Source organism: Pseudoalteromonas sp. APC 3495 (assembly GCF_030407645.1).
Lineage (GTDB): Bacteria > Pseudomonadota > Gammaproteobacteria > Enterobacterales > Alteromonadaceae > Pseudoalteromonas > Pseudoalteromonas tetraodonis.
In genome coordinates this window covers 22,686-35,834 of sequence record NZ_JASDDA010000039.1, presented here as the reverse complement: position 1 = coordinate 35,834, position 13,149 = coordinate 22,686, and the positions used below count along the sequence as shown (strand labels likewise).

The following is a 13,149-nucleotide window of genomic DNA, read 5'->3' as shown; positions in this document are numbered from 1 at the left end:
TTTTGCTCAGATTTGACTGCTCACAAGCCTACCCCGAAAAGATAGGCTAATAAACACTACTTTTAGCTATTACGTACTTTGATTGCTGCTCAGAACTTATAAACTTAACAACTCTTCTACCCATTCTAAAACGAGGCGAGTATTTCGGGTTTGAAAGCGCTGCTTATTAGGTATGTAGTAGCAAAAGTCAGATTCAACTACGTGGGTATTAAAGTTTTTAAGTAACTCGGTGTCTAATAATCGTTGTACTAGCGTGGTTGAGCAAAAAACCAGTCCTGAGCCTGCCATAGCTTCTTGAATACCAAATAGCTCTTGGTCAAATGTTTTAATACTAAATAAAGCAGGAGCTAAGTTGTTTTGAGTAAGCCATTGTTTAATTGGTGGCTCACTCAGCGCGTTGTTTTTCCATTTAGTGGTATAGAGCGTAACTGGGCCATTTTGCCATGGGATATCCGCGGCTTTGTATGATCCAAACAGGTTAAATTGCTCGGTTTTAATAATATCATATGCGTTTATATTCTGCTGTTGACCAAAGCGAATCGGTAAGGTGTGTAATTGCTTATCAACGGCTTCACTGGTTGATATATCCACTTCAAGATTGGGCTGACTTTTTGATAGCTCCTGTAATGCGGGTATTAAACGCAGTGCGGCCAGTGATGACGTAGTGGTTATTTTAACGGCGGTGCCTTTAGCTTGTACGGTAGTTAGCGCTTGGTTAATAAGGTTAAAGCCATTGCATGTTGCTTCACTTAAATATTCACCGGTGGGTGTAAGAGTGATTTTTCTAACTTGGCGGTAAAATAAATCCACATTTAAACGGTTCTCAAGGTTATTTATATGATGCGAAATCGCGGTTGGGGTGAGCGATAGTTCATCCGCGGCGGCTTTAAAACTGCCTAAACGCGCCGCAGCTTCAAAGGCTTTGAGTGCTTGTAGTGATACTTGCATGGGGGATTATTCACACCAAATAGAATTAACTTATAGATGAGTATAACTTATTTATAGTTAAGATTTACTCGTTTGTGAAATATGCCTGTTAGTAAGATGATTAACCTACATTTACTAACAGGATAAACAGTATGACTACCCTACTTCACGTTGATGCAAGCGTAAGAGCTATTAAAAACGACAACCCAGATCACGATTCAATTTCTAAAAATATTGCTAAGCAATTTATTGATAGCTTTGCAAAGCGCCAAGCTATAGATGAGTATTTTTACCGTGATGTTGGTGTGAATCCTCCGCCTTTTATTACTCAAGACTGGATAGGTGCGGTATTTACCCCTGATGATAAAAAAACCGCAGAGCAACAGCAGTTACTGGCCTTGTCAGACACATTAATCGCTGAAATTGCCGCTGCCGATATTATTGTGATTTCCTCGCCTATGTATAACTACGGTATGCCCGCACAGTTAAAGGCATGGTTTGATCAAGTAATACGTATTAACCAAACTTTTGATTTTGATCTTTCCCGTGGTGACTTTCCGCTACAACCTCTACTTGGAGGTAAAACATTAGTTGTGATCACCTCAACCGGTGAGTTTGGTTTTGAGCAAGGTGGTATACGTGAGCATATGAGCCATTTAGTGCCGCACTTACGTACATTGAGTAAATATTTAGGCGTGAGCACCATTCATGAAATTGCCTCAGAATATCAAGAGTTTGCCGATGTACGCCATCAACTATCGCTCGATAATGCTTATAGCCAAGCAGCAGCGCTAGGGCTACAGTTAAGTAATAAATAATATTTAAATATAAAAATACCGCATTTACCTTGCGGTATTTTTACCCAAACCGTAACGGGGGTTTACAGCAACTGCTTAAAACGCGGGTGCTGTTACTGCACTTTATTAACTGATAAGGTAATTAATACTTAGCAATAAAATTGCGTTTTAGTAACGATTTAAACAGGAGTCATTAATGGCAACTACACTGGCGTTTGATGTATACGGTACGCTTATAAACACCCATGGCGTTGTGTCGTTACTTGAAAATATGGTTGGTGATAACGCGCACGCATTTTCGACCACTTGGCGTGAAAAACAACTCGAATATTCGTTTAGACGTGGCTTAATGCAAAACTACGTGCCGTTTTCGGTGTGTACTGAGCAGGCACTTAATTATGCGTGTTTACTGCACAAGGTAACTTTAAGCGATGAGCAAAAAGCACAGTTATTAGCACGCTATAAAACCCTACCCGCATTTGATGATGTAAAAGCAGGGCTTGAGAGCTTAAAAGCACAAAACTATCGGTTATTTGCGTTTTCTAATGGTGCGGCCAGTGCGGTAAATACCTTGCTCGAAGCCGCAGGCATAAGTGAGCTTTTTGAAGGCGTAGTGAGCGCCGATGACATTAAAACCTTTAAACCCAACCCCGGTGTTTATAGTCATTTTTTACGCGAGGCAAATTCAACCGGCGCTAATACCTGGCTTATATCGAGTAACCCGTTTGATGTTATTGGGGCGTTATCGCACGGTATGCGTGCTGCGTGGATACAGCGCTCAAGTGAGGCTATTTTTGACCCCTGGGAACTTGAGCCTACAATAACGGCGTGCGATATACATGATTTAAAAACCAAGCTAGCCAGTAATAACCAATGATTTAGTGGGCAGGGGTTAAATTACACCAATGAAAGGCTAGGTTTGCGCTTACAAACCTAGCCGTTTTTTAGTCTTCAATTGCAATGGCAATTTCTATCTCGTTACTGCTTTTATAGTACTCAAAGTCGCTAGTGTAGGTGCGGGCATAACGGCAATCGTCTGAGCTGAAGTATTGCCAAATTTCGCCCCATAAATCGATTACTGCATCGGGCATTTCACCTTCACCTTTAAATACCAAATAACGCCCCGCTTGGGTGGTTACTTTTTTAGCTTCAGGGAGTTTAATTGATAAATTATCGCAGCAGGCAATTACGTCAAAGTCCCCAGTGAGATCGCTTTCGTAATTAGTATACACACCATACACTTTGGTGTTTTCTGTAAGGCTGTTGGCAAACTTTTCACCAAATTTTTGCCAAAGTTCAGCTATATTTGCAGTGCCAGCATTCATTTCATTGGCGTTGCAGGTTCTTACTTTTAAGCCGATTAAGGTCTGACTTGCTAATTGTTTTACTTCCATCATGACGTCCTTTAGCGTTAATACAAACACCAACGTAACAGAAAAACCGCCAATACTTTAAATTTTGTATTAAATATTTCATAAACAGTGATTATTAACCTCAATTGCGTGTTTATTGCTCATGTTTAAATAGGTGCCAATCGCTAAACGTAGCTTTGCTACCGCTAAAATAATTGCTCAACTTCCCTCTTTTTTAACTTTATTTTTGCATGTAATGCTTGTCGTTTAATAATATGGCTTATCGATTTTGTTAAAAATATACGACAAGCTTATTAGCTCTAATTAAAAAAAAGTTGCTATCTAATCTTTTTTCATTATTGTAAATAGAAATCATTATCATTAAGATCCTTGCACCTAAAAAGTGTACTCAAGGAATGTTGATGTGTCTCAATCTCACGTGTTAAATATTAATACCATTGAAAAACAGGCTGTATTTGAACAAAGCGGCCTGCCCCCACAATTCAATTTAGAGCAGTTCATTAATTATCAAATAGCGTCATTGCAAGGGCTGTCGGCAGTACAGCAAGCGATGGCTAAAGCCCAAAAGCCATTTTCAGGTGTGTCGGTAAATACGTTAGCAAAAGTAGTAAACGATGTTGATTTATCAAAGCCTTTGGCTGACTTTCCAGCGGTGCTTGAAGAGCTAAAAGGCGTGTATTTAGATCATGCCGTGTATTTTCATCATCCTCGCTACATGGCTCATTTAAACTGCCCTGTAACCTACCCTGCTGTGGTGGCCGAACACATTATTGCTGCTATTAATACCTCAGTAGATACGTGGGATCAAAGTGCAGGTGCGACCTTAATTGAGCAAAAGCTGATTGATTGGACATGCCAAAAAGCAGCATTGCCAAGCACTGCCGATGGGGTATTTACTAGTGGCGGCACGCAATCAAACTTAATGGCTATGTTGGTTGCTCGTGAAGTGGCTGTTAGCCGCTATGCGCCAGAACATCAGGTAAAACTTCAGGGCTTACCAGCTGTTGCCTCGCGCTTTAAAATTTACTGCTCTGAGGTGGCGCACTTTAGTATTCAAAAAGCAGCGGCGTTATTGGGCTTAGGTTACGACGCCGTGGTGCCAGTGGCTACAAACAGCGAAATGCAAATGGATATGGAGGCACTTAAAACCGCCATAGCAACAAGCAAAGCGCAAGGTGATTTACCCATTGCAGTGGTTATTACCGCAGGCACAACCGATTTTGGCTCAATCGATCCAATCCATAATATTGCCATGCTAGCTAAAGAAGAGCAGCTATGGTGCCACGTAGATGGCGCTTATGGTGGCGGTTTGTTGGTGAGCGAGCACCACCGCAATACGCTTAATGGCATTGAGTTGGTTGATTCAATAACGATTGATTATCACAAATCATTTATGCAACCGGTTAGTTGTAGTGCCTTTTTATTAAGCGATAAACGCCATTTTAGCCACATTACTTTATATGCTGATTATTTAAACCCATTAGCAGAGGCCGGTAATGGCACGCCTAATTTGGTAGATAAAAGCCTACAAACCACTCGCCGTTTTGATGCCTTAAAGTTATGGCTAACACTGCGCACCACTGGAGAAGCACCGCTTGGTCGCGCGTTCGATAAAGTTATTGGCCTTGCGCGCCAAACGCATATTGTACTTAACGATCACCCCGACTTTGAAGTAGTTAACTACCCTGAGCTTAGTGCCTTGGTATTTAGATTTGCCCCTGATGATTTAAAACATGACCTTGATTTACTCGACTCTTTAAACTTGCATGTACGACAAACGTTTTTACAAACCGGTGAAGCCATGGTTGCCCGTACAAAAATAAGTGGCCGCCATTACCTTAAATTTACATTGCTTAATGCGCAGTGCCAATTAACAGATGTACGCGCTGTTATTGAGAAAATTAGCCACATTGCATGGCAAACTTATAGGGAAATTGCATAATGGATAATCAACCTTACGATTTTATAGCTATTGGCCTTGGCCCATTTAACTTATCTTTAGCGTGTTTAAGTGAACCGCTCGAAGATGTAAAAAGCTTATTTTTAGAACAACGCAGTGAATTTGATTGGCACCCAGGAATGATGCTTGAGGGCGTTACATTACAAACTCCGTTTATGTCGGATTTAGTAACCATGGCAGATCCAACCAGCCAGTATAGCTTTTTAAATTATGCCAAATTAAATAATCGTTTATACCCGTTTTATATTCGCGAAAGCTTTTTTTTATTGCGCCGTGAATACAACTTATATTGCCAATGGGTTTGCTCGCAGCTTTCAAATGTTAACTTTGAACAAACAGTCACTCAAGTTGAGTTTTGCCCGCAAAGTGAGTGTTATACCGTTAGCTGTAACACCCCTAATGGCATACAACATTATGTGACTCGCCATATTGTTTTGGGCACAGGGCCTGCACCGTATATTCCTGATTGCGCTGTGCAAAGTAACTCAAATAACGTAATGCACAGTAGCGATTTTTGTCATCGGCTTGATGAATTAAAAGCGGCTAAACGGGTTACCGTGGTAGGGGCTGGACAAAGTGCAGCAGAAATTTACCACACCTTATTGCAGCAAGCAGTACCGCAAGGCTTGCAGTTAGATTGGATAGCACGCTCACCGCGCTATTTTCCGCTTGAGTATACTAAACTCACCCTTGAAATGACCTCTCCTGAGTATGTAGATTACTTTTATAATTTAAAAACTGAGCAGCGAGATTGGCTCAATCAAAACCAAAAAAATCTATTTAAGGGCATTAACGGCGATTTAATTAACGACATTTTCGACACCCTCTACGCACAAAGCCTTGATGGGCCAATTTCCACTACATTTAAAACTAACAGCAAGCTAACAAGCACTCAAAAAGTAGGTAAGCGTTTACTGACTGAGTTTTATCATCAGGAGCTTGAGCAGCCCTTTTCAATAGAAACCGACTTTTTAATTTGTGCTACAGGCTTTAAATATCAGCGCCCTGCTTTTTTAAATAATATTGCCCATCAACTACCCCAAGATGAGCAAGGTCGTTATTTAGTGAGTCGTGAATATGCGGTAGATAGCGAACAAAAACGTATTTTTGTACAAAATGCCGAGCAGCATACTCATGGTTTTGTAACTCCAGATTTAGGTATGGCTTGCTACCGTAATAGTATTATTTTACGTGAAATTTTAGGTTATTCGCCTTATCAGGTTGAGCAAAAAATTGCTTTTCAAAACTTTGATTTAAGCGATGTCACCCTATCAACACAACAGCAGAGTAGCGCCGCATGAGTCTTCGTTTAGCGCTAATTTTGCTGACGGTTATTTCGGTGGTATGCGATACCTTGTTGCTACCGTTTTATCCGCAATTTTTTGCTAGTGAATTTGCTATTAGTAACGCCACTCTAATCGGCCTCTTTGTGGCTAACTGTTGTATTACTGTAATGCTGGCTTTACCGCTATGGGCTAAGGTCGCTAAAAAATACAATGAGTTGGCTTTGTGGTTAGTAACCCAAGTGGTAGCCGCTGGTTTTGGCCTGCTTTGCTACTTTGCTACCAATGTGTGGGAATTTTGGATTTACTACCAACTAATGTTGGTGCTAAAGGCAAGCTACCTACTTATATACCCATTTGCACTGCGATTAGAGCAACAAACTAAGCATTTATCTATTATTGGTTTGTTTTCTGTATTGATGCATTTTGGTGCGATTGGTGGTGCTTTAATTGGTGGTTATTTCTTTAGTTTAGCTGAGCCACGCTATGCGTTATTACTCAGTAGTGCCGGTGATATGGTGCAGGTTTTATTGTGTGCCTACTTAATGTATTCATTAAAAACCGGTATTTATCAACAAGCAATAGCGACTGAAAAACCGCGAGAACGTATTCCCTATTTTATTTGGCAATTTTGCTTTTTAAGTGTGGTGGTTTATTTTAGCGCGTTTTTAATTCGCCCTTTCTTTACTACTCATTGGCAAGCATTAAACGCACAAAGCAGCACCTTGCAAAGCGCTGTTGTATACGCCATTCCTGCTTTTGCAGCGCTTGTTATGCTGGTTTTTAACCATTTCAGGCAGCATCTACCACTGCCAACATTAAGCCGCACTAGCACTTTGTTATGTGCACTTATTTTAGGGGCGCTTGGGCTTTATTTACAAGCGCAGGCGTCGGTGGGGTTAGTGATTTTATCACGTGTTTTATATGGCTTTGCGCTATTTCAAGTGATGGTACTACTAGAGGTAATGCTATTTGCTAAAAGTGAGCCTGCACATTACGGCAGCGACTTTGCCAAAGTGCACATTGCTCAAAATGTCGGGGTTATTTTAGCGTCGTTACTAGTGGGTATGAGCGTAGAGCATCTTTCAACTACGGTTGTGTTTTACTTTGCTGCCATTGGCTTTGCAAGCCTTGCCTTTATTTTGCTTTGGCGGGTTAAGGCTGTTGCTCGAGCTGCGCGTTCAGCGTCTTAGTTTTTAAGATTTATTGGAGTTTTTATGTATTTTTCATCTTTTGTAACCACCCTACAGCATACCGGCAAAGTGACGATGCGGTTATTACAACAAACAGATATGCCAACAATATGCGATTGGCTTAAGCAACCGTATGCGCACTTTTGGGGGATGCAGCAGCAAACCGAGCAACAAATAACTAAAGTGTATCAAGCTATTATTGATACGCCTCATCATCAGGCATACGTGATCGAGCAAAATAATAACCTATTGGCTTTAGTTGAGCTTTATAGCCCTGAGCACGAAAGCTTAATGAAAGCGGCGTACGAGGTGGAACCGAATGATGTGGGTATGCATATTTTATTAGCGCCTAACACGGCACCTAAGCGCCATTTTAGTTTTGAAATGATGCAGTGCGTGCTGCAAAGTATTTTTGCTCAAAACAGTGCCGCCCGTGTTGTGGTTGAGCCCGACATTGCTAATAGTAAAATTCATACGTTAAATAAACGTTTGGGGTTTGTGCATACCCAGCAAATTCAACTGGGCGAAAAAGCCGCTTATTTAGGCTTTTGTAATAAAGCAGCCTTTGATAGGCACAGCCAACTATTTACTGATTCGTTAGCGCCTTTGCAAACTGATTACGTGATACAGCCACATTGGCAATGGGCAAATCGGCATTTACAAGCTAAAGCACTCACCGAGCTAGTGCACGAGCGTTTATTGGCCGCAGAGACAACAAAGCGAGGCTTTAAAGTGAATGTTGAAGGCGGTTACTTTATTTTTAATGGCCGTGCTATGGCACTAAACCACATTGATATAGACGAGCCAAGCTTATGCTTTTACAATCTTAACGAAGAGCTGCAACCACTAGATGTGTTGCACTTTTTTAGTATGCAAGGGCCTGCGCTAGGTTTAACGGGTAAGCGCCTTGCCACCTACCTTGAAGAGCTAAATGCTACTTTAGCCAGTGCGTGCTTTAAACGTGAAAATAACACGTTAACAGCGGCGCAGTTAGCTAATTTAGGGCTGCAAAAAATAGAAGCCGCAATGAGTGAAGGGCATCCTGCCTTTGTTGCTAATAATGGCCGCATTGGTTTTAGTAAAGCTGACTTTTTACGTTATGCGCCAGAAGTAGGCAAACCGTTTAAAGTACTGTGGTTAGCAGCGCATAAAGCGGTATGCGACTTTGCCCATAGTGAATACTTTGCCGATTACCCAAGCCATATAAGTGATGAGCTAGATTTAACCACCCGAGATGCGTTTAACAAAGCGCTAAAAGCTCAAAACCTAAACCCCGGTGATTACTTACTCATTCCTGCTCACCCTTGGCAGTACCAACATAAATTGAGTGTGGTATTTGCAAATGAGTTGGCAAATCAGCGATTAGTGTATTTAGGTGAAGGTGACGATTTATATCAAGCGCAACAATCAATTCGGACCTTATATAATTGCTCGCACCCGCATAAGCCGTATTTAAAAGTGGCGTTGTCGATTTTAAATATGGGATTTATGCGTGGCCTATCGCGTGCTTACATGGCGGTGACTCCTGCCATTAACGATTGGGTATTTGAAAAGGTTAGCCAAGATCAACAACTCGCAGGCGCTAATTTTACAGCGCTTAGAGAATACGCCACCTTAGGTTATGCCCATCATACGTTTGAGCAACACGCCCTTGGGGATACACCCTATCGTAAAATGTTTGCCTGCTTATGGCGAGAAAACCCAAACCATAATTTAAATAGTGATGAACAACTGACCACCATGGCAGCGTTATTACACTTAGATAATAATGGCCAAAGTTTAGTGGGCGAATGGATAGCGCAAAGTGGTTTGAGCACGCAGCAGTGGTTACATGAGTACTTTAATGCCTATTTAATTCCGCTAGTACATTGCTTTTACGCGCATAAATTAGTGTTTATGCCCCACGGTGAAAACCTCATTTTAAAGCTTAAAAATTCGGTGCCAGTGGGCGCATATATGAAAGACATAGGTGAAGAGGTTGCCTTACTTAATAGCACTGAAGTATTGCCTGCAGGGGTTGAACGTATTCATGTTTCTATGCCTAAAGAGCTTGAGCTGTTAAGTATATTTACCGATGTATTTGACTGCTTCTTTAGATACTTAGTGGCAATTTTAGTGCGAGAAGAGCGTATTACAGAGCATGACTTTTGGCAGTGTGTTACGCAAAGTGTTAAAGCATATCAACATGCTAACCCTGCTTTAAATGAGCGATTTAAAGAGTATGACTTTTTTAGTGATGAGTTTGCTCACTCTTGTTTAAACCGCTTACAGCTGGGTAATAATGAGCAAATGGTTGATTTAACGGATCCGGCAGGTAGTTTGCAGTTTGCTGGTAACTTAAACAACCCCGTATCGGCAAAGCTGTATGGCTAAACCGATTACCCTTGCGCAGTTTTTATATTGCCATCAACCCGTACAACGAACTTTTAAACCGAGCTTATTATTAGTGCGCGCTTTAACAGTTCGTTGTAAGGCGCAGTACCCGACTGCGCCTAAGCAATTTATTAGTCGGCATTTGTATTTGCAGCTTTGTTGGCAAGCTATTTACGCTTATTGCTATTGGTTTGCTTGCAAGCAAAGTACGGCTGACCCCATTAACATGCCGTTAGCGGTAAATGGCGCTTATTGTCGTGGGTTTAACCTGAATAATGACGTGTTAGTAAGTAAAGCTGAGCAAACCAAAGCGTTTACTCATTTTATAAGCCAAGTTGGTGAATGGGTAAATACCGACTACGCGCTGGGTAAAAAAGAACAAGCACGGTTATTACTCGATTCGTTAAGTAGTGCTATTGAGCGAGCTCATAGCTTAGCCCTTGCAACCACTTTACATATCAATAATTGCCATCGTCAGCTGCATACCCTTATTTGTGAGCACTTTAGCCTTGATGCGCCATTTACTGAAAACCCCCAGCGTTTAACCTGTTGCCGCTATTATTTAGCCGGTTATAGCAAATGCCAAACCTGCCCTAAAAAGGATATTAAAACCAATGAACCAACGTCTTAAAACGATTGATCTTGCGCGTGGTGCGAGCGTTTTCATTATGATTATTGTGCATACCTTATGGATGTATGCCACCACAGCGCTTCAAAGTGAAAGCGCATTTGGTACGGTTGTACATATACTTGGCAAAGGCACCGCCTCGTTTTTGGTGGCAATGGGGCTATCTATGGCGCTTTCGCGCAGGCAAACACCCTTGCTATTAATTAAGCGTGGTTTACAGCTTTTACTGCTTGCCTATTTAATGAATGCGGCCAAGTTTTGGCTACCTATTGAAGTATTTAATACCATGCCCGAGGCGTTTATAAATGCTTATGGCTGGCAAAGTCCGCTCAGTGCTGGGCAGTTACAATTTATGGTGTTAACAGGTGATATTTTACAACTGGCTGGAGTTAGCTTATTGCTGTTTGGTGTGCTTAATATTGCCCGTTGGAAAACAATATGGATTGCGGTTTTAGCCATTGCAATTGCAGTTATGAGCCAGTTTGTGAGGGGGCAACAATTTACGCTTTCACCTTATATTAGCGATTTGTTTTTTGCTAATAACTATCAAGTGTATTTTCCGGTATTTCCTTGGATAAGTGCGATATTAACGGGGTATGTACTTGGTCGTTTATACCTTAGTAATCAACAAAATGCCGATTACTTATATAAAGTATGTGCACAACTTGGTGCTGCTTTACTTGTTATTGGCGGCATATGGTTAGCCATTGATTTTAAAGGACAGTTTGGCAACTTTTTCCATTTAAATGGCGGCGGTATTAGCTATTTAGTTGGCTTAAATTTATGTGCCCTAGCGGCTATACAGTATATTTTTGCTGATAAATATAATGGTCCTATTACACGTGCTCTTTTATATGCCAGTAAACATGTAACCGCGCTATATGTTATTCAATGGGTACTTATTTGCTGGTTTATGGGGGCGCTTGGTTATCATTCCCTTAGCCTTTGGCCGACACTTTGTATGATGGTACTAATGACTTTACTGACTTTTGCTGTGCATAAGGTTTATTTAAAAAGCAAACAGAGCTTCACAGACATTACGCAAAAAACTAAACGTACAGCTTAAGCTGTAAAGGGGCTTTACGGGCGCTGATTTGGGTGCCCTAGCCTGCTTTTATTGCGTTAATAACGCTATGCATACGCTTTGCTAATGGTCTATTTCGGTGGTGACACACATAAATATTTTCGCTAATTGGTTTGGTTAAATGATGCGTTTTAATAAGCGCAGGTTTATTAAAAGCACTTACTGCGTGTGCGGGTAAAACCGTAAAACCCAGCCCTAAACTTACCGGCTCCAGTATTAAACTTATTTGGTTAGAAAACCCCGTTTGCTTAATTTGATCAACATGTTCAAATTCTGGGAAATTTTCACTTAATAAAAGCTGTGCATGATGTTTTGCATCGGGGTGGCTAATAAAACCTAGTTGATTTAATGCGCTCCATGTTGGGTTTTCTATATGTGCGGGCGTTACTAATAATAGGCATTCTTTACCAATTTTGTGGCTGGTAACTTCACTAAGGGTAGGCGCTTGAGTTAAAAAGCCAATATCGGCACTATGATTGGCCACTGCTTGTTCAACACTGGTATTTGGAGCAAAGCGGTAATCTATAATTAGCTCCTTGTACTCTACTTGCAATGCTAATAGTTGATTGTAAAACTTTAGCCCGCAACTGCCTGGCGACTGTATTTTAACTAAACCGCTGTAAGGTGAATCATCTTTTAATTGCTGCTCTAAAAACTGCCATTCTTTGAGTAACTGACTACCCTGCTGATATAAATTTTGACCCTGAATAGTAAGCGTAAATTGTTTACCGTGACGCTCAAGCAAGGCGCAATCTAGTTGCTGCTCTAACTTTTTTATATGTTGGCTTACGCCTGACTGGGTCATATAAAGGCGCTCGGCGGTTTGGGTAAAATGATTTACATCAACTAAAGTACAAAACGTGTTTAACCATGTCGGATTTATCATTACAAAATATACTCAAAATGATGATTAATGATAATTTTACTTAATGTTGGTCAATTCGTAAACTAACTCCATCAACTAAACATAGTTAAGTAGGAGTATTTATTATGAGTCATACATATCCACGTAGTTTTTCGCACATTGGTATTTCAGTACCGGATGTTGAAAAAGCCGTAGAGTTTTACACTAAGGTGATGGGCTGGTACACCATAATGGAGCCTACCGTGATCACTGAAGATAACAGCCCAATTGGCGAAATGTGTACCGATGTATTTGGTCCAAATTGGGAAAAATTTAAAATAGCGCACCTTTCAACAGGCGATCGTATTGGTGTAGAAATTTTTGAATTTAAAGACCAAGAAAACCCTAAAGACAACTTTGAATACTGGAAAACCGGTATCTTCCATTTCTGTGTACAAGACCCAGATGTAGAAGGCTTAGCGGATCGTATTGTTGCTGCAGGTGGTAAAAAACGTATGCCAGAGCCACGTTACTATTACCCTGGCGAAAAGCCGTACCGCATGATCTACATGGAAGACCCGTTTGGTAACATCCTTGAGATTTACAGCCACAGCTACGAGCTTATATACAGCGCAGGCGCTTATTAAACTTAGCTAGTCTAAAAAAGTTTAGCTAAAAACAAAGGCC

General features: G+C 41.0%; 12 protein-coding genes. 9 read left to right on the top strand and 3 right to left on the bottom strand.

What is annotated here, in order from left to right; translation table 11 throughout:
- Positions 1 to 96: 96 nt before the first annotated feature.
- The gene (locus tag QL984_RS14440) at positions 97 to 948 is read right to left on the bottom strand and encodes a LysR family transcriptional regulator (protein ID WP_036955561.1); all 852 of its coding nucleotides are present in this window, start codon (positions 946 to 948) and stop codon (positions 97 to 99) included.
- 131 nt (positions 949 to 1,079) lie between these two features.
- Between QL984_RS14440 and QL984_RS14435 the strand changes: the two genes are divergently transcribed.
- The gene (locus tag QL984_RS14435) at positions 1,080 to 1,745 is read left to right on the top strand and encodes an NAD(P)H-dependent oxidoreductase (protein ID WP_036955558.1); all 666 of its coding nucleotides are present in this window, start codon (positions 1,080 to 1,082) and stop codon (positions 1,743 to 1,745) included.
- A 175-nt stretch (positions 1,746 to 1,920) separates the two neighbouring features.
- Positions 1,921 to 2,601 carry a haloacid dehalogenase type II gene (locus QL984_RS14430; RefSeq protein WP_036955556.1) on the top strand — a complete coding sequence of 227 codons (681 nt, stop codon included), beginning with the start codon at positions 1,921 to 1,923 and terminating at the stop codon, positions 2,599 to 2,601.
- A gap of 67 nt (positions 2,602 to 2,668) precedes the next feature.
- Here the strand turns inward: QL984_RS14430 and QL984_RS14425 are convergent, their stop codons facing one another.
- On the bottom strand, positions 2,669 to 3,118 hold the full coding sequence (locus tag QL984_RS14425) for a GyrI-like domain-containing protein (protein ID WP_013462788.1): 450 nt from the start codon (positions 3,116 to 3,118) through the stop codon (positions 2,669 to 2,671).
- A 382-nt stretch (positions 3,119 to 3,500) separates the two neighbouring features.
- Here QL984_RS14425 and QL984_RS14420 point away from each other — a divergent pair, with 382 nt between their 5' ends.
- The 6 genes from QL984_RS14420 to QL984_RS14395 are packed head-to-tail and all read left to right on the top strand — an operon-like array spanning position 3,501 to position 11,600.
- Positions 3,501 to 5,039, top strand: coding sequence for an aspartate aminotransferase family protein (locus QL984_RS14420; RefSeq protein ID WP_036955554.1), 1,539 nt, complete (start codon positions 3,501 to 3,503; stop codon positions 5,037 to 5,039).
- Entirely contained in the window at positions 5,039 to 6,358 is a 1,320-nt protein-coding gene (locus QL984_RS14415) for a SidA/IucD/PvdA family monooxygenase (protein WP_036955552.1), read from the top strand. The genes QL984_RS14420 and QL984_RS14415 overlap by 1 nt, the downstream gene beginning before the upstream one ends.
- Positions 6,355 to 7,533, top strand: coding sequence for an MFS transporter (locus tag QL984_RS14410; protein ID WP_036955551.1), 1,179 nt, complete (start codon positions 6,355 to 6,357; stop codon positions 7,531 to 7,533). Before QL984_RS14415 ends, QL984_RS14410 begins: the two co-directional genes overlap by 4 nt.
- A 24-nt stretch (positions 7,534 to 7,557) precedes the next feature.
- Positions 7,558 to 9,906, top strand: coding sequence for a GNAT family N-acetyltransferase (locus QL984_RS14405; protein WP_036955550.1), 2,349 nt, complete (start codon positions 7,558 to 7,560; stop codon positions 9,904 to 9,906).
- Complete coding sequence (locus tag QL984_RS14400; protein WP_036955548.1) at positions 9,899 to 10,537, top strand: hypothetical protein; 639 nt, start codon at positions 9,899 to 9,901, stop codon at positions 10,535 to 10,537. Before QL984_RS14405 ends, QL984_RS14400 begins: the two co-directional genes overlap by 8 nt.
- Positions 10,521 to 11,600, top strand: coding sequence for a heparan-alpha-glucosaminide N-acetyltransferase domain-containing protein (locus QL984_RS14395; RefSeq protein ID WP_138764715.1), 1,080 nt, complete (start codon positions 10,521 to 10,523; stop codon positions 11,598 to 11,600). Before QL984_RS14400 ends, QL984_RS14395 begins: the two co-directional genes overlap by 17 nt.
- A 37-nt stretch (positions 11,601 to 11,637) precedes the next feature.
- On the opposite strand, the gene QL984_RS14390 is transcribed toward QL984_RS14395, so the two are convergent.
- Positions 11,638 to 12,504 (bottom strand): LysR family transcriptional regulator, encoded by an 867-nt coding sequence (locus QL984_RS14390; RefSeq protein WP_024602450.1) that lies wholly within the window; start codon positions 12,502 to 12,504, stop codon positions 11,638 to 11,640.
- A gap of 104 nt (positions 12,505 to 12,608) precedes the next feature.
- Here QL984_RS14390 and QL984_RS14385 point away from each other — a divergent pair, with 104 nt between their 5' ends.
- On the top strand, positions 12,609 to 13,109 hold the full coding sequence (locus QL984_RS14385; protein ID WP_008130525.1) for a lactoylglutathione lyase family protein: 501 nt from the start codon (positions 12,609 to 12,611) through the stop codon (positions 13,107 to 13,109).
- The last annotated feature ends 40 nt before the right edge of the window (positions 13,110 to 13,149 follow it).